Annotated in this window: 27 protein-coding genes; 6 read left to right on the top strand and 21 right to left on the bottom strand. The window is 61.0% G+C overall.

Going from position 1 to position 19,280, the window contains the following annotated elements:
- Positions 1 to 212: 212 nt before the first annotated feature.
- The 6 genes from rpsF to VE934_RS12240 all read left to right on the top strand — a co-directional run bounded on the left by rpsF (position 213) and on the right by VE934_RS12240 (position 4,013).
- Positions 213 to 578 carry a 30S ribosomal protein S6 gene (gene rpsF / locus VE934_RS12265; RefSeq protein WP_168921997.1) on the top strand — a complete coding sequence of 122 codons (366 nt, stop codon included), beginning with the start codon at positions 213 to 215 and terminating at the stop codon, positions 576 to 578.
- Positions 579 to 633: 55 nt separating this feature from the next.
- Positions 634 to 945 (top strand): primosomal replication protein N, encoded by a 312-nt coding sequence (priB, locus tag VE934_RS12260; protein WP_324887853.1) that lies wholly within the window; start codon positions 634 to 636, stop codon positions 943 to 945.
- Positions 946 to 955: 10 nt separating this feature from the next.
- Positions 956 to 1,240: a 30S ribosomal protein S18 gene (gene rpsR, locus VE934_RS12255; RefSeq protein WP_318404945.1), complete on the top strand. Its 285-nt coding sequence runs from the start codon at positions 956 to 958 to the stop codon at positions 1,238 to 1,240.
- Between the two features lie 11 nt (positions 1,241 to 1,251).
- The gene (gene rplI, locus VE934_RS12250; RefSeq protein WP_324887849.1) at positions 1,252 to 1,704 is read left to right on the top strand and encodes a 50S ribosomal protein L9; all 453 of its coding nucleotides are present in this window, start codon (positions 1,252 to 1,254) and stop codon (positions 1,702 to 1,704) included.
- Positions 1,705 to 1,879: 175 nt separating this feature from the next.
- Positions 1,880 to 3,292 (top strand): replicative DNA helicase, encoded by a 1,413-nt coding sequence (gene dnaB / locus VE934_RS12245; protein WP_324887848.1) that lies wholly within the window; start codon positions 1,880 to 1,882, stop codon positions 3,290 to 3,292.
- Positions 3,293 to 3,419: 127 nt separating this feature from the next.
- On the top strand, positions 3,420 to 4,013 hold the full coding sequence (locus VE934_RS12240; protein WP_414693842.1) for a DUF6988 family protein: 594 nt from the start codon (positions 3,420 to 3,422) through the stop codon (positions 4,011 to 4,013).
- Positions 4,014 to 4,138: 125 nt separating this feature from the next.
- Here the strand turns inward: VE934_RS12240 and VE934_RS12235 are convergent, their stop codons facing one another.
- The 21 genes from VE934_RS12235 to VE934_RS12135 form a co-directional block, all read right to left on the bottom strand.
- Positions 4,139 to 5,119 carry a CapA family protein gene (locus VE934_RS12235; RefSeq protein WP_324887844.1) on the bottom strand — a complete coding sequence of 327 codons (981 nt, stop codon included), beginning with the start codon at positions 5,117 to 5,119 and terminating at the stop codon, positions 4,139 to 4,141.
- Positions 5,116 to 5,394: a hypothetical protein gene (locus tag VE934_RS12230; RefSeq protein WP_324887842.1), complete on the bottom strand. Its 279-nt coding sequence runs from the start codon at positions 5,392 to 5,394 to the stop codon at positions 5,116 to 5,118. The genes VE934_RS12235 and VE934_RS12230 overlap by 4 nt, the downstream gene beginning before the upstream one ends.
- 328 nt (positions 5,395 to 5,722) lie before the next feature.
- Positions 5,723 to 6,127, bottom strand: coding sequence for an RNA-binding protein (locus tag VE934_RS12225; RefSeq protein WP_324887840.1), 405 nt, complete (start codon positions 6,125 to 6,127; stop codon positions 5,723 to 5,725).
- A 140-nt stretch (positions 6,128 to 6,267) separates the two neighbouring features.
- Positions 6,268 to 8,016 (bottom strand): M14 family metallopeptidase, encoded by a 1,749-nt coding sequence (locus VE934_RS12220; protein ID WP_324887930.1) that lies wholly within the window; start codon positions 8,014 to 8,016, stop codon positions 6,268 to 6,270.
- A gap of 357 nt (positions 8,017 to 8,373) precedes the next feature.
- Positions 8,374 to 8,646 carry a pyocin activator PrtN family protein gene (locus VE934_RS12215; protein ID WP_324887838.1) on the bottom strand — a complete coding sequence of 91 codons (273 nt, stop codon included), beginning with the start codon at positions 8,644 to 8,646 and terminating at the stop codon, positions 8,374 to 8,376.
- Positions 8,643 to 8,948: a hypothetical protein gene (locus VE934_RS12210; RefSeq protein ID WP_324887836.1), complete on the bottom strand. Its 306-nt coding sequence runs from the start codon at positions 8,946 to 8,948 to the stop codon at positions 8,643 to 8,645. Before VE934_RS12210 ends, VE934_RS12215 begins: the two co-directional genes overlap by 4 nt.
- A complete protein-coding gene (locus VE934_RS12205; protein WP_324887834.1) occupies positions 8,945 to 9,643 on the bottom strand; it encodes a hypothetical protein in 699 nt (232 codons plus the stop codon). The genes VE934_RS12210 and VE934_RS12205 overlap by 4 nt, the downstream gene beginning before the upstream one ends.
- Positions 9,640 to 11,028 carry an RNA-directed DNA polymerase gene (locus VE934_RS12200; RefSeq protein WP_324887832.1) on the bottom strand — a complete coding sequence of 463 codons (1,389 nt, stop codon included), beginning with the start codon at positions 11,026 to 11,028 and terminating at the stop codon, positions 9,640 to 9,642. Before VE934_RS12200 ends, VE934_RS12205 begins: the two co-directional genes overlap by 4 nt.
- Positions 11,025 to 11,390, bottom strand: a complete 366-nt coding sequence (locus tag VE934_RS12195; protein WP_324887829.1) for a four helix bundle protein — start codon at positions 11,388 to 11,390, stop codon at positions 11,025 to 11,027. The genes VE934_RS12200 and VE934_RS12195 overlap by 4 nt, the downstream gene beginning before the upstream one ends.
- Before the next feature lie 20 nt (positions 11,391 to 11,410).
- Complete coding sequence (locus VE934_RS12190; protein WP_324887827.1) at positions 11,411 to 11,926, bottom strand: SUMF1/EgtB/PvdO family nonheme iron enzyme; 516 nt, start codon at positions 11,924 to 11,926, stop codon at positions 11,411 to 11,413.
- 32 nt (positions 11,927 to 11,958) lie between these two features.
- Entirely contained in the window at positions 11,959 to 12,570 is a 612-nt protein-coding gene (locus VE934_RS12185) for a hypothetical protein (RefSeq protein WP_324887825.1), read from the bottom strand.
- A 55-nt stretch (positions 12,571 to 12,625) separates the two neighbouring features.
- A complete protein-coding gene (locus tag VE934_RS12180) occupies positions 12,626 to 12,988 on the bottom strand; it encodes a hypothetical protein (RefSeq protein ID WP_324887823.1) in 363 nt (120 codons plus the stop codon).
- A gap of 6 nt (positions 12,989 to 12,994) precedes the next feature.
- Positions 12,995 to 13,741: a hypothetical protein gene (locus VE934_RS12175; protein ID WP_324887820.1), complete on the bottom strand. Its 747-nt coding sequence runs from the start codon at positions 13,739 to 13,741 to the stop codon at positions 12,995 to 12,997.
- On the bottom strand, positions 13,738 to 14,202 hold the full coding sequence (locus VE934_RS12170) for a hypothetical protein (protein ID WP_324887819.1): 465 nt from the start codon (positions 14,200 to 14,202) through the stop codon (positions 13,738 to 13,740). Before VE934_RS12170 ends, VE934_RS12175 begins: the two co-directional genes overlap by 4 nt.
- On the bottom strand, positions 14,199 to 16,352 hold the full coding sequence (locus VE934_RS12165) for a ParB/RepB/Spo0J family partition protein (protein ID WP_324887817.1): 2,154 nt from the start codon (positions 16,350 to 16,352) through the stop codon (positions 14,199 to 14,201). Before VE934_RS12165 ends, VE934_RS12170 begins: the two co-directional genes overlap by 4 nt.
- Positions 16,349 to 17,131 (bottom strand): hypothetical protein, encoded by a 783-nt coding sequence (locus VE934_RS12160; RefSeq protein WP_324887814.1) that lies wholly within the window; start codon positions 17,129 to 17,131, stop codon positions 16,349 to 16,351. The genes VE934_RS12165 and VE934_RS12160 overlap by 4 nt, the downstream gene beginning before the upstream one ends.
- 7 nt (positions 17,132 to 17,138) lie before the next feature.
- The gene (locus VE934_RS12155; RefSeq protein WP_324887812.1) at positions 17,139 to 17,435 is read right to left on the bottom strand and encodes a hypothetical protein; all 297 of its coding nucleotides are present in this window, start codon (positions 17,433 to 17,435) and stop codon (positions 17,139 to 17,141) included.
- Complete coding sequence (locus VE934_RS12150) at positions 17,432 to 17,875, bottom strand: hypothetical protein (RefSeq protein ID WP_324887810.1); 444 nt, start codon at positions 17,873 to 17,875, stop codon at positions 17,432 to 17,434. The genes VE934_RS12155 and VE934_RS12150 overlap by 4 nt, the downstream gene beginning before the upstream one ends.
- A 1-nt stretch (position 17,876) precedes the next feature.
- Positions 17,877 to 18,341, bottom strand: a complete 465-nt coding sequence (locus VE934_RS12145; RefSeq protein ID WP_324887808.1) for a hypothetical protein — start codon at positions 18,339 to 18,341, stop codon at positions 17,877 to 17,879.
- On the bottom strand, positions 18,338 to 18,724 hold the full coding sequence (locus tag VE934_RS12140; protein ID WP_324887806.1) for a hypothetical protein: 387 nt from the start codon (positions 18,722 to 18,724) through the stop codon (positions 18,338 to 18,340). Before VE934_RS12140 ends, VE934_RS12145 begins: the two co-directional genes overlap by 4 nt.
- The gene (locus tag VE934_RS12135) at positions 18,721 to 19,230 is read right to left on the bottom strand and encodes a hypothetical protein (protein ID WP_324887804.1); all 510 of its coding nucleotides are present in this window, start codon (positions 19,228 to 19,230) and stop codon (positions 18,721 to 18,723) included. The genes VE934_RS12140 and VE934_RS12135 overlap by 4 nt, the downstream gene beginning before the upstream one ends.
- Between the last annotated feature and the right edge of the window lie 50 nt (positions 19,231 to 19,280).

Genomic DNA, 19,280 nt, shown 5'->3' with positions numbered 1-19,280 from the left:
GAATAGGAGGCATCCGCAAAGGCTCTCCGGTCAAGCAGGGGCCGCGGATCCTGCTCCGCCGGTCCGCTGGCGCAGCGGCCCCTCGGGGGCAGGAAGCTACGCGAAGCGAGCGACCGTGGGGCTCCATCCCTGGCGGTATATAATCATGGGCTTCGCCTTGCTGCACCCTTAACGACGCTGGGGCAGCTTTTATCAAACCACAAGGAGAGTTTATGCGTCACTATGAGATCGTCTTGCTGATCCACCCGGATCAAAGCGAGCAAGTGCCAGCCATGCTGGAACGTTACAAGGGCATGATTACCGCCGGCGGTGGAAAAGTGCATCGTGTTGAAGATTGGGGCCGCCGCCAGCTGGTGTACCTGATCCAGAAACTCGCCAAAGCCCACTACCTGTGCATCAATATTGAAGCCAGCCAGGCCGTGATGGAAGAAATTGAACACGCATTCAAGTTCAATGACGCCGTTCTGCGCCACCTGACCGTGGTGAAAAAGAAGGCCGAAACCGGCCCGTCACTGATGATGAGAAACGTCGAGCGCGAAGAAGCGCGCAAGACACAGCAGCAGGAGTACGCGGCTTAATCAGCCACTACGCTGTTGCTCCACGACTCACTGCTGCGCTTTTAAAGATTGCACAGTGAACCGCGTTGAGTTAACCGCTTGTATCGCCGAGGCAAGTCCTCTCCGGTACACCCCCGCCGGAATCCCCGCTACCAACTTTGTACTTGTACATGAGTCGGAAATGCTGGAGGCAGGGGTCAAACGGCAAGTTAATTTAACGGTCAAGGCGGTTGCTTTTGGCGCGCTGGCTGAACAAACAGGCCAGTTGACCTTAGGCAAACCCTTCAGGTTCACCGGTTTTCTGGTTAACGCCCGAGGCAGCAAAAGTGTCGTGTTTCACATCCAGACTTTTAATCCAGTTTCTGAACAAGTAACGAACCCCATTTAAGGAGTCCATCATGCCCGGACCAAAACGTTTCAATAAAGACAAGCGCCCCAAGCGCAACACACAATCCCTGCTGTTCAAGCGCAAGCGTTTTTGCCGCTTCACAGCCGCTGGCGTTGAAGAAATCGACTACAAAGACATCGACACCCTGCGCGATTTCGTAGCCGAAAACGGAAAAATCATCCCCGCCCGCCTGACCGGCACGCGCGCGATTTTCCAGCGCCAGGTCAACACCGCCGTCAAGCGCGCTCGCTTCCTCGCGATGCTGCCTTACAGCGACCAGCACCGTAGCCTGTAAGGAACACGACCATGCAAATCATTCTTCTCGACAAAGTCGTCAACCTGGGCAATCTGGGTGAAGTCGTTAAAGTCAAAGACGGTTACGCCCGTAACTTCCTGATCCCGTCTGGCCGTGCACGTCGTGCCACAGCCGCCGCGATCAAGGAATTTGAAGTCAAGCGCGCTGATCTCGAAAAAGTCGCCGCTGCCAAATTGGCCGAGTCCCAGGCTCAGGGCGAAAAGCTGGGCGGTACCACCGTCAAGCTGACGCAAAAAGCCGGTGTTGATGGCCGTTTGTTCGGCTCGGTGACCAACCATGACATTTCTGCCGAACTGACCAAGCAGGGCTTCCCTGTGGTCAAGTCGCAGATCCGCATGCCTAACGGCCCGCTCAAGACTGTTGGCGATCATCCTGTGACCGTCGCGTTGCACACCGACGTGGCTGTGGACATCACCGTGACGGTTTACGGCGAATCAGCCTAAGCTTTCTCGCTGTATCCGAAAAAGCCGCTCGCTGAGCGGCTTTTTTCATGGACGCTTAATTGTCTGTGCACATCTTCAGGCCTCATTTACACCGCATTTCCCCCGCTTATTCACAAGCTTGTCCACAGCGGTTTGGACCGGGGCAGCGTACTATTTAGCACCTCTCAGGAAACCCATGTCCGCCGTACTTTCCACAGCCCAAGACCCCCGCTTCAGCGCCGATCGGCAAATCGCCCAATTGCGTGTTCCCCCGCACTCCATCGAGGGCGAATCCAGTGTTCTGGGCGGCCTGCTGCTGGACAACGGCGCCTGGGACCGGGTGGGTGACCTGCTGGTGGATGAAGACTTTTATCGCTACGAGCACAAGCTGATTTACGCCGCTGTGGGCGCGCTGATCAACGCGACCAAACCTGCGGACGTGATCACGGTGTACGAGCACCTGCAGAACCAGGGCAAGGCCGACGACGTGGGCGGCTTGGCTTACCTCAACTCGCTGGCCCAGTACGTGCCCAGCGCCAGCAACATCCGCCGCTACGCCGAGATCGTTCGCGAGCGCTCCATCCTGCGCAAGCTGGTCGCCGCCAGTGATGAGATTGCCACCAACGCCTTCAACCCGCAGGGCAAGGCCGTGGCCATGATCCTGGACGAGGCCGAGCAAAAGATTTTCAACATCGGCGAGCAGGGCTCGCGCATGAAGCAGGGCTTCCAGAGCATGGACACCCTGGTGGTGAGCCTGCTGGACCGCGTCACCGAGATGTCGGAGAACCCGAACGACGTCACCGGTGTGCCCACTGGCTTCTACGACTTGGACAAAATGACCTCGGGCTTTCAGGCTGGGGATCTGGTGATTCTTGCCGCGAGACCCTCCATGGGCAAGACCGCACTGGCTATCAACATCGCCGAGCACGTGGCCCTCAATGAAGGCTTGCCGGTGGCGGTGTTCTCCATGGAGATGGGCGCGTCGCAACTGGCCGTGCGTATCGTCGGCTCCATCGGCCGCATCGACCAAACCCATTTGCGCACCGGCGCGCTCACCGACGAAGAATGGCCGCGGCTGACTGAAGCCATTGAGAAGCTGCGCAACATCTCGCTGCACATTGACGAAACACCCGGCCTGACCGTGAGCGAGTTGCGCGCCAACGCCAGACGCCTGGCCCGCCAGTGCGGTAAGTTGGGTTTGATCGTGGTCGATTACCTGCAGCTCATGAGCGTGTCTTCCAGCATGAGCGAAGAAAACCGCGCCACCGCGGTGGGCGAAATTTCGCGCGGCCTGAAGATGCTGGCCAAAGAGCTGCAGTGCCCTGTGATTGCACTCTCACAGCTAAGCCGCGGCGTCGAGTCACGCACCGACAAGCGACCCATGATGAGCGACCTGCGCGAGTCAGGCGCCATTGAACAGGATGCCGACATCATCATGTTCATCTATAGGGACGAGTACTACACCAAGGAAGCCTGCAAAGAGCCGGGTGTGGCCGAGGTCATCATCAGCAAGCAGCGTAACGGCCCGACGGGCACGGTGAAATTGGCCTTTATCAACCGCATCACCAAGTTCGAGAGCTTGGCGCATGGGGGAAGTGGGGATTTTTGAGGTGACAAATGACAAGTCGTGGATATGCGGCTTTGCCTAACGTTTCCTGCCGCTTTGAAAAGACCTCTACGGCGTTCGCCCCGGACTGTTCGCAGCCGGGCGACTGTTACCTGCAGCGTTTGAGCTCATGAGCCGAGTCATAGATGCCTCTGCTGTGGAGTATCTAAATTGGATCGGCGCGGCCATTCACGAGTGTGACTTGCCTGCTACAAGTCGTGTTCGCGCGGCTGCAGGCTGTCTCGCAATAGCCCAAGACCACCATCATGCGATCGTGATCCTTCTCGACCACGATCGTTTGGCTTCTGCGTTCTCCTTGGTGCGCGTCGCATTTGAGGCCTATGTGCGGGGCGAATGGCTTGCCTTGTGCGCTGCCGATTTCGAGGTCGATGCATTCTTGGACGGTGTAGAGCCGCCGAGATTCGGGGTTCTGCTTGAGGCACTTGAGCGGACGGATGCGTTCAAGGAGCAGGTTTTATCGCAAATGAAAGCTCAATCATGGGCTGCTATGTGCGCCTATACCCACACCGGAGGATTGCACGTCCAGCGTTGGAACACCCCGGGCGCTATAGAGCCCAACTACGAGGATGTCGAACTGCGGGAAGTGCTTTCGTTCGCTGAGACCATCGGTTCACTTGCAGTCATTGGCGTCGCATGGCTTGCTGAAAATGCTGAGGCCGCCGAGGCCGTGCTCGCTAAGTTGAAAGAGCGTAGGGCGGCCTAAGCGCTAACAAGATGGACGGATGCGTAAGTTTCTCGTCCCGCCCAATAGCCACGGGCGCTCGCAGCTACTGATTTGATAGCGCTTCTGTATTCACGCAGCGAGCCTCTGGCCGTTTTGGTTCGGGCTCACTCGCAAACACGCGCCTTCTCATCACCCATCCGCCAACAACTCCCCTTGATTTTGGGGGCCGGGCGCGGGCTTCCCTCTTTGTCAATTTTCGCCACATGAGTGCGCCAGGACGTCACGCCTTTGCGTGTCAATTCCATGTGGAGCAGCCAGCCCGTGTTGTTTTCTTCCGCGGTGAAGCTGTCGAACAGAAAGTTGCCCAGGCTGTAGATGATGGGTTTGCCGCGATAGGTTTCGGTGTCTTGCGTCACATGCGGATGGCCGCCCACCACTGCGTCCGCGCCGGCGTCGATCATGAGGCGTGCAAGGTGGCGTTGCCTTGAGTTGGCAAGTGGCTCGTGTTCCTGGCCCCAATGCATGACGGGGATCACCAGATCGGCTTTGTGCTGGCTTCTCGCCTGGGTGATGTCCAGGCGCACCTGCTCGTCTTCGCTCCAGGCGATTCCCGGTGTGTCGTGGTCGGCTTCAAAGCTCCGTGGAAAAAATTCGTTGTAGCCCAGGAATGCAACGCGAAGGCCGTTGCGTTCAACGACCAGCGGGGTATGGGCATGCGCCAGATTTTTTCCGCCGCCGAAGTAGCCGATGCCCTGACGGTCCAGGCGGTCAAGCATCTCGCTAAAAGCGATGGGTCCGAAATCTCCGGAGTGGTTGTTGGCCAGGCTGACCACGTCGAAGTGGCGTTTGAGCACCTTGAGTGTGCGTGGATGGGCACGAAAGGTGAACGGTTTGTCTGGCTCGGCCCTGCCTTTGGTCGCCACCACACACTCGAGATTCCCAACGCGAATATCTGCCTTTTTGAGCAGCGGGCCAAAGCGCGCCAGCGGGTCGCGTCCCTGCTTGATCACTTTGCCCGGTGTGTCGGCAAGCAGGATGTCGCCGACAAACGCGATGGAGACTTTTGGCTCTTCAGGCGCTGCGCTTGCGACGGGTGCGCAGGCCAGCGCTGCATAAACAAGAGAAAGCAACATAGCGCGGGTCATACGGATCCTTCCAGCAAGGCGCAGCCATAGCGAATCTCTCGCCCCAGTACGGGGGAGTAGAGGTAGTGCACGCCAGTCAATGAGTCGGGTGCGGCATTTTTTTGCGGGACGGGGGCGAGGTACTTGCCATAGTGCAGCAAGACAGCCCGCCCGGACGACATGTAGTAGGTGTACAGCTTGATGTAGTCGATTTTTTCTGCGCTGCCAATCACCACGGCCTTGAAGCGAAAGCGCTTGTTGACGTCGACTGCTTTAACCGCATAAGGGTCGGACACAGGTTCAAACTTCAAATTCAGCGTGTCGCCACTTTGAAAAATCTCACAGCTCAGGCTAGGCGCGGCAGCTGCGGGAGCTGATACAAGGGCAAGCGCCAGGCCGGTCCAGAGCGCGGCTTGGATGGAGAAAAAGCGAGAAGTGTGGCGATCAGTAGAAACAGGTGGACATGCAGGCACTTGATTTCTCTATGGAGTTAAGTCGCCATAGCATAGGGCAAAGCATGCTGCCCACATCGCACGAATGCGTGGAGGCTGAATATCTAACGAAATCGGCTGGCAGCCATTTTATTCATTGCGCCGACAGCTATTTATTTCATAGCAAGCAAACCTATTCCAGGTCTTCCATGGCCAGCATGTGGTACTTCTGACCATATGCCAGCGGCAGGTTTTGTACCGATGACATGACACGCTTGGTGTCGTCATCTGAAGGGGCGTGAACCATGACGCCGTGATGACCCTGCCGCGCGAAGGCGACGTACTTGTTGACCGTGTGGCCTTCGGTTCCTACAGACGGAAGGTCGACATCCGAGTCACCATCGACCTTGCCAATTTCGTGCAAGATGGTCTCTGGTGGGAGCAGCATGACTGCGTCGCTGGCAAAACCAGTATTTTCCAGCGCCTCTGCGGCCTGCTGAGCTTGATCAGCTTGTGGAAAGAGCAGAACGGCGTAACCGGTGGGGTAAAACACGCCGCCCATGGTGAGCATTTTGGGGGTAAGTTCAAAGGTCTTCATGGCCCCATTACCCTGCTGATCAGACGCGTGGACTGTCAGTCACCTTAGCCCGTTGTTGTAGGACTTCAGGATTGTTGGGGCTTTCGTCGCCCGTGAGCCCAAACGGGCCAAACAAGCTCCCAAGCCGCTTTGAGCCGAACTCAGGGCAGGGGCTCGGTCTTGAGTGTGGGCTCGGACATGACACGCGCCGTGCTGGTGACGTTGTCCAGCAACTGGTTGGCAAAGAAGCTGCTTTGCGTGTCGGGTTCCAGCGCAGCAACCACCAGGTTGGCCAATGGCTGACCCAGGGACACGTAGTAACTGCCGGCTGGAGCGTCCACCACGCCCCGCACAAGGGCAACATCAACCTTGACGATCTGCCCGGCTTCCAGCATCGCGCCGCGCACGTCCTGCCTGTTGCCAGAAGCGCGGGCAGTTTCGCGGTACAGGTCGCCCAGCATGGAGGCCGGCTCGGTCACGCGCAGCACCTGCACGCCGTGAAGGCGCAGCCGCTCAACCGCTGTTTTGGACGATGCAGATAACCAGTAGCCGCAGGGCCGCACACGGGTTTTGGTCTTGCGCAGCGTGAGCGCGGAATTCCAGTCCACCTTGATGGACTTGTCGGCGCCGGTGACCGGGTCCAGCATGACCAGGTCATAAGAGCCAGGCGTGGGGCCCGCCTCTATGACTGCGTCGCCTTTGCAGGCCTGGGCGATCAGGTCTTTTTCGATGTAGGGCTGTAACTGGCCCAGTTCTGCAGCGCGTTGCGCCGTGCTGGCGAGCACGCTGGTCAGCGCGGTCACATGGGTGTGCACACGGCGCTGAATATGCAGCCGGCCTATGCCCACGCCTCGTGTCTCGATCAACAGGCTGACCGCATTTTTGAGGCCAAAGACATTGCGACCCGTGTCAGGCTGCGTGCCGCCCATGGAGATCTGTTTGTCGTTCAAGTCTGCCGACGTGGTGTAGTACCACTCGGTGGTCAGCCCTTGTACCTGCAGCGCGGACTGCAGGGGGCGGCGGTACCACTCCTCGGAGGCTTTGGTTAAAAACTCGGGGATATTGGCCGTGGTCGCGTACTGCAGAAGGGCGTCGTACTTCTGGATAGCGCCAAACTTTTGCACAAAGCGGCCGGTGACGGTGTATTCATGCACGTCCACCACCACCGTGGGGTGGTAGTCGCGCGTCAACCTGGCAAGCGCGCGAGCCTCCGGGCTGTTGAGCAGCAAGTGGTCCCGGTTCATGTCCAGCCCGCCGGTGGTGGTGCGCTGGGCGCCGCTGGAGCCGTCAGGGTTGGCGCGCGGAACGATGATCACATTGATGCGCTCCAGAACTGGCTGCAAAAGACCCTCGGTCAGCTCGCGCGCGAGCACCAGCATCGCTTCGCTGCCAGCAGGTTCGTCGCCATGCTGCTGGCCTATCAGCAGCACTGTAGGACGGTTGGAGGCGATCAGTGCAGCAGCATCCGTGCTGGCTGCACGTGTCAACACCAGTGCTTCGATGGGGCTGCCGAGTTGGGATTGGCCGATGGGGAGTACAGCGGCTTTCAGAGTGCCGGTGCGTGAGGCGGATGAAGCCATGTCCCGAAGCCAGCTCTGGATTTCAGCGTTGGATGTGAAGCTGTCCCGGAAGGCCTGCAGGCCCGGGGTGTTGTACACGACGGAGGGTGCCGGAAAGCGGGCTGCAACGGCGGCACTGTAGGGGGCAGCGGCTACGGTTGAGGGGGTAACGATGGCGGCTCTGGGCGGGACTGGCTGGACAACGGCGCCATTCGGGGGTGCAGTCGGCGCAGGCGCCGGGGCCGTAACAACCACGGCAGGCTGGGTCGATGGCCCGGGCCACGGAGGAAGCGGTACCGATGTGCAGGCCGCCAAAGTGAAGAGCAGGGCGCTGGCCACGCCTGCGCGCATCTGGAGTGACGGGTGACTCACAGGCGTCGGATGCAGGAGCTGCTTTTTGGGCTTGGCGGGGAATGGCATCCGTGCGGTCTGATCGGTCATTTGCATCACTTTTGCTTTACGTTCGGGGGGTTGAATCATCTTATCCCAGCACTTGCCGTAGGGGCGGTAACCAGATGCATGAAAACACCTCCCTGTGCGAAACTACACCCCGATGAGTGCCGCCACCGCCCACCCCCCCAAAGACGCAAAAAACGCAGGAAAAGTCGTGTCCGTTGCACCCATGATGGATGGGACTGACAACGTCGAGAAAACCTAGCAAAATCAAAGGCCTTTGGTTCGTGCCCGTTTGCCCATGTTGCACTGGCGTTACCCCGGCTGTCCGGTGAGTTGCCGGGTTTCCTTCTGAGCTGCCTCGCGGCGTTTGTCAATGTACCTGGCCAGGTCATGCAGGTGGACGCCCTTGGCGCCTTTTTGTGAGCCGGGCTCGATACGCGTTACTGGCAGATCGATTTCACCGTTGCCCGTCTTCCGCAGGAACTTGTCAACGCTGAGGTGGGGGAAGTAGTCGCGGACTATGGTGCCCACTGGTATGACGACCTGGGCGTCGTATTGGGCCATTAAGAGGAATGCGGTGTTCATGCGGCCAATCCTTGATATAACCCGCCAGAGCCACGTGGTGTGCTCCTTTGGCTATTGCTGTGCTGCCTTACGCACTCAGCGCCGGCGGGCGTGATGGAATAGGTGCCGTCCTGGTTGCGGTCGATCAGGCGGCGCATGATCAGCAGGCTGGTCTCGGTGCTGATGCCGTGGTCGAGGTCGGCTTCGCGCTCCAGCTCTATCGCCTTGATGACTTGGTGGCGGTCAACGATGCGCAGGACTCGGCGGACCAGGTAGGGTAGGTCTGTCATGTGGGTGGCGGGGCGGTCTGTGCACAGGTTCATGGCGTGATCACCTTGAATTCGATTACCCAAACCCAGGGGTTGACATTCCAGGATCCGGGGCCGTTTATTTGCTCCCACAGAGTCACATACGACTCCGTCGCCGTTTTATGCACATAGCGTTTGTCGTGCGACCACCCGCCATGTGATAAGTGGTTCGCTGGTTCGTAATGCACGCAGCCTTCCGCCACCGCATCAACCTCGCTGATGTCCTGCAGGCGTTCCACGCGCACATCGGTTATCTCCAGTGTCATGCGGCTGGCCCATCGCGGCATATGAATGCTCGGACGCCAGACGGGCTGCTCTTGCTCGTAAGGCGCGGGATCGTCCGCACGATAGACGAGCGTGCCGTTGTCGCGCATAGCGGATGCGGTTTGATCTGGAGGAAGCAAATAGGGGCCGCTTTGGACGCGGTAGTCATCGCAGTACCATGTCTCGCGCACCCAGAGCCTGTCCCCGGGTTGGCCGTGCGGACATCCCAGGATGTCACCTGTCCGGGTGTGGCCTATAGCCATGGTGACGGGCACCGTCTTGCCTTCGCGGGTTTTTCCGCCATCAGGGCCACCCCAGGGCATAGCTTCCCATTTACCCAAGGGATTTATGTGAGGCAGCTTGATTGCTCGCCGGGTCTGCGTCTTGCAGCCATCAAGCAGCGCCCGCACCATCGGGGCGCTGAAAAGTATCGGTCGTTCTTTCATGCTGCCTTCCTGTAAATCTTCGTCAAATCACGTTTGATGGTGAAGCCACGGCCGCGCAGCACGTTCGCCAGACGCGCCCGGTCGGTGTGGCTGTGGGTGGACTGCCTCAGCAGGCCGAGGTAGCTGTTGCCGCTGGCGAATACGTCATTGGGCGCCGCCGCCTGCAGGCGGCGCACGGCGGTGGCCACGGTGCGCTTGCGGGTAGTGCGGCGCCAGGGCTTGATGACCTGGCCCACAAAGTCAATGCCGCGCTCCAGTGGCTGCAGGATGGTCTTGCTGGGGTTGAGTCTGGCGCCCAGTGTTGCGGGCAGCCAGGCGTCGATCTGCTGCAGCGCCTGGTGCAGCCACTGGGGTGACTCGTGCAGCAGATAGAAGTCGTCAACGTAGCGGCCGTAGCGCCTTGCCTGCAGCCTGTGCTTGCAAAACTGGTCGAGTGCATCCAGGTGCACATTGGCAAAGAACTGGCTGCTCAGGTTGCCGATCGGCAGGCCGGTGTCTGCCGGCGCGTTGAACAGGCTTTTGTGTGGCGGTACGCGGGCCAGCAGGGCGGCGCTTCCGCGCAGCTCGTGATTCTGGCGCGGGTCGTGGAAAAGAATGTTCTGCGCCAGGCTTAGCCAAAAAGCCTCTGTGACCTTGCGGGCCAGCTGGGCAAGCAGGATGTTCTTGTCGATGGCCACAAAGAAGTTGGCCAAGTCGCACTTTAGGTACCAGGCTGGTCGGCTCCAGTTATGTGAGACGGCGCGCACGTCGTGCTCAAGGCGCTGGGCGGCGTACAGTGTGCCTCGCCCCGGAATGCAGGCGCAGCTGTTGGCGATAAAGCTGGCGTGAAAGCGCTGGCTGATATGGTTGTACAGCAGGTGGTGCACGATGCGGTCACGAAACTCTGCCGCCCACACCTCGCGCGGCTTGGGGTGGGTGATGACGAAACAAATTGAGCGGCCGGGGCGATAGGTGCCGCTGCACAGCTCTTCGTGCAGCGCGCAAAGGTTCGCCTCCAGCCGCTCTTCAAACGCCAGCGCACTGGCGGTGCCGCGCTTATGGCGGCGGCAATCGTCCCAGGCCTGCGCCAGGCTCTGAAACGCGTAAGGGCTTGAATCTGCGGACGGCTCGGCAGCGGGCCTCGTAGCTCTTGTTGTTGTTGTTCTGGTTGCCGTTGTTGAAGTTCTGATTCCAGGCGTTGTTGTCCGAGTACTGCGTCGTGTGGTGCTATCTACGTCACCGTGCCGAAGGCCCAAAGCTTGTTTGTGGCCGATCAGCGGGGCAACTGCGCCGGACCTGGCCAGCGGTGGCGCTGCGGTGTCCGTGGTGCGCATGGCGGTGGCCTTGTGGGCCAGCGGCACAACCAGATTCAATTTGCGCACGGGCATGAGAGCCTTGACTGTCATGCTGCAGGCGCTTTCTCTTGCGTTTTGTGGAGCCACCCATTGGCCTGCTTGCCCACGCTGTCGAGCATCTGCACGGCTTTGGACCATGCTGCTGTCGATATCTTGCGCAGGTTAAAACCTACCCGCAGCCACACCAGTGCCGCCCGCTGGTGTGCCAGCAGGCCCCGGATGTGCGCAGCGCGCTGGGTGTGCCGCGTTGCGTTGGCCAGCGCCATCAGGTCCAGCATCTCAGCGCAGTGATCAACGATCTTGTCGCCGATCATTTTTTTGTAGCCGCGTGGCAGCTGTGCGTGAATACTGGCAACGTGGCCGAGCAGCTCGGTCCCTGTCTTGTGGATGGGTAGGTCGTAATGGAGGCTCATGGCTCAAAAGGAATGAAGGATTAAAGAATCAATCTGCGGACGGCTCGGCAGCGGGCCTCGTAGCTCTTGCCGAAGTCGTGCTGGTTGCCGTCGCCGAAGCGCTGATTCCAGGCGTTGCTGTCCGAGTACTGCGTGCCGGTCCAGTGCCAGTTGTCCTGGTCGAGCTGGTCCTGCAGGTTGGCGTACAGCAGGGCGCTTTCAAAACGGGTCGGCAGGCGTGCACCGTTGCCCAGGCTCTCGGCCCATGTCTTGGCATCAGCCCAGTCGAGCTTGCTGGCGGGCTTGTCATCCAGCAAAAACAGGTGCCCGTCGGGCTGGCCGTCCTCGCCGCGGCTGATGCCGGCGTAGATGCCGCCTGCGGCGTCAGAGCGCTCGCCGATCTGCAGCTTGAGGGGCGAGTAGGGCGCCTGTGCAGTCGTCTGCACGGACTCGGGCTCGGGCGCGACAAGACGCGCTGGCAGGAGCTTGCTCAGCGAGTCGAGCAGGATGCGGGAGCGCTGGCTCAGTTCAAGATCAATTTCAATGGTGGCGGGCATGCGTGGCTTTCGGAGTTAAAGGATTGAAGGATTCAAGTACTGAGTTGAATCAGGCGGACGGCTCGGCAGCGGGCCTCGTAGCTCTTGAGGTCGTTGAGCTGGTAGCCGTCGTTGAAGTCCTGATCCCAGGCGTCGTCGTCCGAGTACTGCGTGCTGGACCAGTAGTAGCCCTCTTCAAAGGCCTCGGCGCCCTCGTCCTGAAATGCCTCAACAGTCGTTTGCGCTGGTGATTGTTCGGTGTACGGGTAACCGGCGGGTACGCTGCTCGGGTTGTCGCCAGCGCGGTACACATAGTTTTCTTCAGTGGTCGGCTTGAGGTTGCGATAGGCCAGCTCCAGCACGTCGCGGGCTGGTATGCACCAGTCGGTGAAGCCATTGATTTCAAGCGCCAGCACCGTTTTTGCCAGCTCGCTGCCGGCATCGGCCATGGCTTTGGTGTTGGCCATGCTGTCGAAGTAGCTGCAGGCACCGGGGACGCTGGTGTAGGTGGCCAGCCATGCGCCCTCAATGTCGCCCTGAGCTTTGGGTGCGACGACTACGGCGAACAAGCCTTCGCCGGTGCGGACTTTGCCTGAGTAGAAGCCGCCTTCGTAGGGTGTGCCGATGGTGGGCGCGATGGCGGCTGTAGTGGCTTTTGCGTTCATGAATATCTCCTGGTGGTGGTTGAGGTGGGTGGAAAACTTTGGGACGGTGACGGCCTCATGTGGCCGTGTTATTGGCTTTGGGCTCGAGCACCCGATAGCCGTTCGATTCAAGCAACGCCCGGGCGGCCCTGATACGCTGCTGCAGCTGCTGCTCAAACTCGCTGCACAGCTCGAAGCATCCGTCGACGCGTCTCACACGGCCCATGGCCATGTCGTGCTTCAGCAGCGCCCAAACGAGGCCGCTGGACCGCAGATCCACGTCCATGCAGATCTCGGCTGGTGTTTTGGGACCAGTGCGCAACAGCGCCCGAATCTGCTCGGTCTTGCTGGTGCCGGGCGCCGGTGGCTCCCCGCGGCTGATAAAGGGTGCCGCAGGCGTCTGGTGCCGCAGCAGCGCGTCCCAAGGTGTGGTGTTCATGCTCGATCACTCCGTAAGTTGTGCGTGAACACGCGCCAGCAGCTTCGCCGCATCAGCCCTGATGCGCCCGTTGCGCACCGTCAAGTCAGGAACCTGGCCACCTGCCTCGGTGGCCAGCAACGCCAGGCGCTGCTCGATCACCTTGATGGGGAAACCTTCTTCACGCAGCTCGGCCAGCAGACTGAGCGAAGCGCTGGCGGCGCAGCTTTGAAGCCGTGCATGCAGCTGCTGCACGTCGTAGGCGTTGCGCACCGTCACCTGCTTGCGGCTCAGCTGCAGGGCGGGTACGGTGTAGCCCATCTGGCGGGCCAGCTCGGCCTTGCTCCAGCCGTCCTTGATCAGCTCGCGCAGGAGCTTCCAGGTGGGCTTGGCGGGCACCAGGGCGTGGTCTGCAGCGGCGGCTGGCGTGACGGCCAGGATTGCCCGCTCGGTGCGCGCACGGATGCGCGTTTTGCGTCCGGCAATGATGTCGGCCAGCACGGTGTCGGACACGTCCGCGACATCGCTCACAGTACGGCGGCCCACGTTAACGGCAGACAGCTCGGCCATGTGCGCGCGGGCCCGGGCCGCCGGCACAATGCCGTTCCAGTCGCCGGCCTTGCGGGCAAGGGCGCGCTGCTTTTCATAAGCCGTATTCGCGCCACGGCAATCGCCACACCGGCACCCGGCCATGTAGCGCAACCGGTCGCCGTGTTGACGTGTGGCTGCAAGCTCAGCCACGGGCCGCAGCCCGCGTTCGGCCAGGGCTGTCATTCGGTTTGCTCCAGAGCCATGAGGGCAAAACCCCCGCAAACGTCCAGCACCATCATTGCCATGTTGGCAACGTCAGCGCTGTGCTCTTGAATCGCTGGACCGTCGTTGTTTTTGACGGCTGCCGACAGCTTTGCCACATGCCAGTAAACCTCAAGCAAAGCGGTGTTGGCGTCCATCGCCAGCCAGCCGGGGCGGTCACCCTTGCCGCTGTTCGCGCGCAGCTCTTTTTCCATCAAGAGAAAAAATGGGCGCAGTACCTCGTCGTATTTCCCGACGGGCTCCGCCGCCTGACGCAGGAATCGCGTCTGCCTTCCTGCAATGGGCAGCGCCACGTCCATGCGCACGGCGCCTACAGGCACGTCCTCGATGGTCGGGAATGATGTCAAGTCTTGAGCGAGCGTGTTGCCCAGCCCATCGGTCCATTGAACTTCGTGCATGCCAGTCGGATGCGCGGCGCTCATGCTGCCACCAACTCGCTGCGGTCAAACATGCGCGTGCCGGCGTTGACGCCGTTGCGGCCGTCAATCTTGACTGTGATGTCGTCGCCGTCCACCTCCGTGACCATCGCGCCCTTGCCGGCAAAACGCGCCATCATTCCGCGCAGGGCGTCGAGGTTGCTGGTGACCGTTACCCTTTGCCCGACCGTGAAGGTGGGTTCATTGGCGGTGTCAAGCGACTGGCCGGCGTCGCGGTCCTGAGCGAAGGTTCCAGGAAAGGGCCACGCACTCTGCGGAACGAGGCCGGAGGCTGAGTCCGCCCCATTCCCCATGTCTTGCATCGCGGCAGCGATGCCTGATTGGGCTTCTTCCCCGGACAGCTTGCCCTTTTTGAGTTTGGGCTTTGCGCCATCGGCAGGCGCAGCGGCAGCGGGCGGCGAAGATGTTGGCTGCGCCAGCGGGCCGGTGGGTGAAGGCGGTTTTTGGGCGGCTTTGTGCTGGGCCTTCAGCTCGCGGATCTTGTCGGCGGTCTCGTCCTTGACGGCCTGCTCGGCGTCTTTGCGCAGGCGCTGCAGGTCGGTGTGGGTGCGGCTGGCCAGGGCATCGAAGATGGGGTGTGGGTGAGGGCCGCTGCCGTGCGGCAGGTGGCGGTCTTGCTGCAGCATGTAGGTGGCTGCGGCGCGGTAGACGGTGCCGTCGTCGCAGGCCTGCAGGCGCAGGGTGGCGGCTTCCTGACTGGTGGTGGCGTAGTTTTCGGAATCGACCTCGACGCCCAGAATGTCGGCAATCTCGTCATGGTCTATGTCGTACAGCATGTCGATCAGCCAGGCGCGCAGCAGGGCCGGTGAGAGCAGGGCGGCGGCCTTGTCTGCTGGGGTGCTGCGGATGGCCTGCAGCAGCGCGGCATAAATGTCCTGGCGGGCTTGCTTTTCGGCGTTGCGCTTCAAGTTGGACTTGAGGTATTCGATCTCGTGGTCGAGCTCTTCCTTTTTGCTGGCAGCGGCCTTGGTGACCTTGATCAGGCCCTTGGCCAGCAGCACGGCCTCAGCCTCGTCGGTGGGCACGGCCTTGATCAGTTCCCTGGTGTACGGGTTTTCGATCAGCACCGGTGCCGGCGCGTCTTTGCCCAGCAGCTTGCCCAGCTGGGCGCCGCTGTCGGTGGCGTCAAGGCGCTGCTGGCTCATTGGGCTGTACCCTCTGAGCGTGCTGTTGTGCATGTTGCAGATCTTCTTGGCCTCTGCCCCGTCGATGACGCGCATGCCCTCTTTCTCGGCCCGGGCCACCAGGTTGGCACGGTGCGCATCGGTCTTGGTGTTGAAGCAGGGCGGGTCGGTGCAGATATCGGCGCCGTCCACGTCGCTGAAAATGTCCGGGTTGGCGCCGGTGCGCTTCATGCAGTCTTTGCAGCTGCCGGCGTCTTTCACCAGGCTGGCGTCCGTGATCTTGAAGGATGCCGCGTTGAGCATCAGCATGACGTTCTGGCGCAGCCAGCGCTGAAACTCTGTCACGCTGGGCACGTTGCTGTCGGTGCCGTACCTGGGCGTGGTGGCGTACTCCAGCGCTTTGAGCTGCAGCTTGGGGTCAGGGATGCGCGCAATGCGCAGGGCGTGGCTGGCGTCGATCTTGTCATCGCGCAGGGCGTCTTTGGCCTCTGTGCACAGGTCCAGCAGTTTCGTTTTGCTGTAGACGTATTCCCGGCTGCGGCCTACCTTTGCGCCAACCTGCTCGGCAGTGAGGCCACCATGTTCAATGCGGTGCGCAAAGGCTTCCCCTTCTTCCAGCGGCGTCAGGTCTTCGCGGGCCAGGTTCTCAATCAACTGGATGTCAAGGGCTTCTGCGTCGGTCAGATCGCGCAGAATGAATGGCACCTTCTCCAGACCAGCAATACCGGCAGCGAGCCACCGCCGCTCACCCGCCACAATTTCATAAATGGGCAGCGGCTGACCTTTGGGCGTGTTGAGGCGGGTGTCTGCAAGGCGTTCACCTGGCAGCTTGCGCACTATCAGCGGGGACTGAATGCCGAAGGCCTTGATGGTTTCGGCCAGCGCGGTCAGCTTGAGCTGGTTGAAATTCTTGCGGTTAGACAGGCTGGGAACGAACAGTGCTCTGACTGCGTAGGAGATCTGGTCGCCGACAGGCGCGTCCAGTGTGGTTGCTGGGGTGGCCTTGCTCATGCGGGTACTCCGGTTGTGTTGATCAGTGTTTCGGCGATAAGGCTGCCGGCGCCGCGATGCACGTGGTGCTCGTACTCCAGCGTGGCGGCGGGGATCATGGCTTGGCCCACGCGGGTCAGTTCGTGGGCCGTCAGTGCGGCTTCACGCATGAACCATGCGCCCAGCACCAGCGCCTGCAGATGTTGCAGGCTGCCGTTGTTATGAATGACTAGGTCGGGCGCAAACTCGTGGCCCGCGGTCTCACTCACGTGGCTGGTGTCGGCCTGTTGGTTGGGCCGCACCACCTGCCAGATCTTGCCGCCCATGCTGCGGATGGCCTTGGCCTCGTTGTCAAACCGCACGTCACTGACGACATGACGCCACTGGTGGTTCTCTTGCGCGGCGTGCAGGCGGTGCACCATGTTGCGCGTCCAGTAGTCGGTGTGTGTGGTGTGGCGCCGGTACTCAGTGCCCCACCAGCGCATGATTTCGCGCGGTGAGCGGGGCGCGTCCAAGTAGTCAGCGACATCGATGCCTGACGTGCGGGCATGCTTGACCATGGCGCCGATGAATTCGTCATTGCTGCAGCAGGCGATTGCCAGAAGCGGGGTTGGCACTTCCTTGGTGGCGCGCTGGGTCAAAAGGGTTGGCAGCACCTTGAAGGCATGGCATATCTCCGTGCGCAGCGGGCTGGCAAAGGCCGTGTGCTCAAAGCGCAGATGGGCTTTGAGCAAAAGGGCCACAGTGTCTTTGCCGGCGCCTGCCAGCCCTGTGATGCCGATAATGTCGGGTTTGTGCATGGTGCGCTTAAAAGGGGTAGCCAGGCTTGCCCTGCAGCAGCTTTAGCGCTTGGGCGATGGTCAGTTGGCGGCGAAAGGTGCGGTGCGGCGTGACGTTGGTCAGGATCAAGGCGCCCGTGCCGATGGCGGCGGATCTCAACTGGTGGGGACCTTCCTCGGCCTCGATGACACGGTCAAGGCCGAAGTGATCCGCCAACTGCTGCGCATGGCGGGTCTTGCCGCTGCCTTGCGGCCCATGGATGATGACGCTCTTGTGCGTTGACCGTTTTTTTGCGGGAGGGGCGGCTTGTCCGTACATGCTCATGCTTTCTGCGCGGCTGGCGCATTGGTGGGTTCAGTGGGTTGAATAAAAGTGGGGTGAGTAATGCTCACGCGCAGCTCGGCCAGGCGCGTGCGCACGGTCATGGGTGTGCCGCGCTTCAGGTCTTTGATGAAGGCCTCTGCTTTGCCGCGCGTGGCGTCAGTAAAGGCACGTTCCACGTAGCAGTGGCTGGGGCCACCAGGCTGCGTGCTTTTGAGGTGCATGCACACCACCGGCACCACGTGCAGGCCATCACGCGGTGGCTTGTTGCGCAACTCTGCGGGGCCGGTGAGGGTGCCGGTGAACTCGAACAACTCACCGTCAGCAAGAGTGACGGCAATGTCGGTTTGCTGGACGTCTTCACCGCCGGCAAACAAGTCATCAGCCTGCAGCGTCTTCAAGGCTTGGGCGGCTGGTGTCATGGCTGTGTGGGCGGCGTGCATGCTAGCTGCCTGTGCGTGCATCTGTGTGCACTGCGGGGGCGCCGCTCATGCCGTCATTCGGATGCGTGCCCGTTGTCTTGGATTCGGGTCGGTTGACGACGGTGAAGCGGCGCCGCAGTTGCTGCGGGTCGATGACATCGGGTGAGCCTCTGCCTTCCACCCACTTCACAGGCCGAGGGTTGGTGGTTGCGTGCGGCACCTGACGGCGCAGACGGGCTGTGTCGCGCTCGATCGCGCCGCGGTTGGCCGTGCGGTAGTCAAGCGTGTCGTCAACGTCCTGGAGGGACATCCAGCCAATTACCCCAAGGACAAAGGCCAGCACCGCCGCTAGCGTGATGAGAAGCAGCACGGTGGCGCTGAGTCCAGTGAGGGTGGTCAACTGGTCCAGCAGGTCGGCGCTGCTGACGATGGCGGCGAACGCCAGTGCACCGGCGGCGTTGCGGGCGTGTTCGAGGGCTGGCATCATCGCTGCACCTGCACCAGGTCACCGAAGTCATCCATGACGTAGGCGCCGCCCGCAGTTGACCAGCTGTTTCCATCGGGGCCGGGGCGGTACCTGTTCAGGCGCCAGCGGGCCTGATTCCAGAAGCCCTCCCAGCCCTCTGGCATCGTCCAATATTTGGTAAATGCGTCGTTGTGGCCGGTGACGCCCATGTACAGGACGACGGTGTCGCCACTTGAGTCATGACGAAAGCACAGCGGGCGGTCTTCTGGCAGGGGTGGCAACACCATGGCGCCGGGGGGAACCGTATCTACGCCGTGGGTCTCTTTGAGCATGGTGGCCTGCAGCTTGTGCCACACCTTGGCAACGGCTGGCGACATTGGCGCCAGGGTCAGGGCGGCGCTCATGCTGCACCGGCCGAAGGATCTAAGGATTGAAGGGGTAATCTGCGGACGGCTCGGCAGCAGGCCTCGTAGCTCTTGAGGTCGTAGTACTGGCTGCCGAGGTAGAAGTTCTGAGTCCAGGCGTTGCTGTCCGAGCACTGCGTGCTGGTCCAGTGCCAACCTACATCACAGTGCTCTGGCATGGTGGCGTACATCAGCGCTGTCTCGCCACGGGCGGGCAGGTAGCAGTCGCCGGGCAGGGCACGGATTTTTTCAGCCAGTGCATTGCCAGCTGCTGCCATGGCCATGGTGTTGGCATGGCCGTCAAAGCGGCTGTCGCAACCCTTGATGGTTTTGCGTGGCCCCCACTTCACATCAGTAAACTTGTATTCGTCGCCCTCCGGCACGATCAGGTGCCAGGCTCTGAGCCCGTCATCGCTGCGGACTATTCCGGCGTAGCGGCCTTGCTGCTCGGGCCAGAGGTGGCCGGGCAGGGGGGGTGTGATTGCGGGTGTGGGGTGGGTGTTCAAAATCGGCCTCCTTGTTAAGGTGGACCGATTATTTATCCAGTGGATAACTC

It is taken from the genome of Polaromonas sp., from assembly GCF_035638815.1.
Lineage (GTDB): Bacteria > Pseudomonadota > Gammaproteobacteria > Burkholderiales > Burkholderiaceae_C > Polaromonas.
Note: the sequence above shows the minus strand (reverse complement) of the source record. Positions and strands in the feature narration are given on the sequence as shown.

What these genes read in the sequence shown, in the direction of transcription:
- VE934_RS12220 (WP_324887930.1), bottom strand. Translation starts at nt 8,016, where the DNA reads ATGCGCGCAGGCGTGGCCAGCGCCCTGCTCTTCACTTTGGCGGCCTGC.
- VE934_RS12155 (WP_324887812.1), bottom strand. Translation starts at nt 17,435, where the DNA reads ATGAGCATGTACGGACAAGCCGCCCCTCCCGCAAAAAAACGGTCAACG.
- VE934_RS12210 (WP_324887836.1), bottom strand. Translation starts at nt 8,948, where the DNA reads ATGAACCTGTGCACAGACCGCCCCGCCACCCACATGACAGACCTACCC.
- VE934_RS12240 (WP_414693842.1), top strand. Translation starts at nt 3,420, where the DNA reads ATGAGCCGAGTCATAGATGCCTCTGCTGTGGAGTATCTAAATTGGATC.
- VE934_RS12170 (WP_324887819.1), bottom strand. Translation starts at nt 14,202, where the DNA reads ATGAGCGCCGCGCATCCGACTGGCATGCACGAAGTTCAATGGACCGAT.
- VE934_RS12150 (WP_324887810.1), bottom strand. Translation starts at nt 17,875, where the DNA reads ATGCACGCCGCCCACACAGCCATGACACCAGCCGCCCAAGCCTTGAAG.
- VE934_RS12160 (WP_324887814.1), bottom strand. Translation starts at nt 17,131, where the DNA reads ATGCACAAACCCGACATTATCGGCATCACAGGGCTGGCAGGCGCCGGC.
- VE934_RS12205 (WP_324887834.1), bottom strand. Translation starts at nt 9,643, where the DNA reads ATGAAAGAACGACCGATACTTTTCAGCGCCCCGATGGTGCGGGCGCTG.
- VE934_RS12215 (WP_324887838.1), bottom strand. Translation starts at nt 8,646, where the DNA reads ATGAACACCGCATTCCTCTTAATGGCCCAATACGACGCCCAGGTCGTC.
- VE934_RS12175 (WP_324887820.1), bottom strand. Translation starts at nt 13,741, where the DNA reads ATGACAGCCCTGGCCGAACGCGGGCTGCGGCCCGTGGCTGAGCTTGCA.
- VE934_RS12190 (WP_324887827.1), bottom strand. Translation starts at nt 11,926, where the DNA reads ATGCCCGCCACCATTGAAATTGATCTTGAACTGAGCCAGCGCTCCCGC.
- rpsR (WP_318404945.1), top strand. Translation starts at nt 956, where the DNA reads ATGCCCGGACCAAAACGTTTCAATAAAGACAAGCGCCCCAAGCGCAAC.
- VE934_RS12140 (WP_324887806.1), bottom strand. Translation starts at nt 18,724, where the DNA reads ATGAGCGCCGCCCTGACCCTGGCGCCAATGTCGCCAGCCGTTGCCAAG.
- VE934_RS12235 (WP_324887844.1), bottom strand. Translation starts at nt 5,119, where the DNA reads ATGACCCGCGCTATGTTGCTTTCTCTTGTTTATGCAGCGCTGGCCTGC.
- rplI (WP_324887849.1), top strand. Translation starts at nt 1,252, where the DNA reads ATGCAAATCATTCTTCTCGACAAAGTCGTCAACCTGGGCAATCTGGGT.
- VE934_RS12195 (WP_324887829.1), bottom strand. Translation starts at nt 11,390, where the DNA reads ATGAGCCTCCATTACGACCTACCCATCCACAAGACAGGGACCGAGCTG.
- VE934_RS12185 (WP_324887825.1), bottom strand. Translation starts at nt 12,570, where the DNA reads ATGAACGCAAAAGCCACTACAGCCGCCATCGCGCCCACCATCGGCACA.
- dnaB (WP_324887848.1), top strand. Translation starts at nt 1,880, where the DNA reads ATGTCCGCCGTACTTTCCACAGCCCAAGACCCCCGCTTCAGCGCCGAT.
- VE934_RS12145 (WP_324887808.1), bottom strand. Translation starts at nt 18,341, where the DNA reads ATGATGCCAGCCCTCGAACACGCCCGCAACGCCGCCGGTGCACTGGCG.
- rpsF (WP_168921997.1), top strand. Translation starts at nt 213, where the DNA reads ATGCGTCACTATGAGATCGTCTTGCTGATCCACCCGGATCAAAGCGAG.
- VE934_RS12200 (WP_324887832.1), bottom strand. Translation starts at nt 11,028, where the DNA reads ATGACAGTCAAGGCTCTCATGCCCGTGCGCAAATTGAATCTGGTTGTG.
- VE934_RS12180 (WP_324887823.1), bottom strand. Translation starts at nt 12,988, where the DNA reads ATGAACACCACACCTTGGGACGCGCTGCTGCGGCACCAGACGCCTGCG.
- VE934_RS12165 (WP_324887817.1), bottom strand. Translation starts at nt 16,352, where the DNA reads ATGAGCAAGGCCACCCCAGCAACCACACTGGACGCGCCTGTCGGCGAC.
- VE934_RS12225 (WP_324887840.1), bottom strand. Translation starts at nt 6,127, where the DNA reads ATGAAGACCTTTGAACTTACCCCCAAAATGCTCACCATGGGCGGCGTG.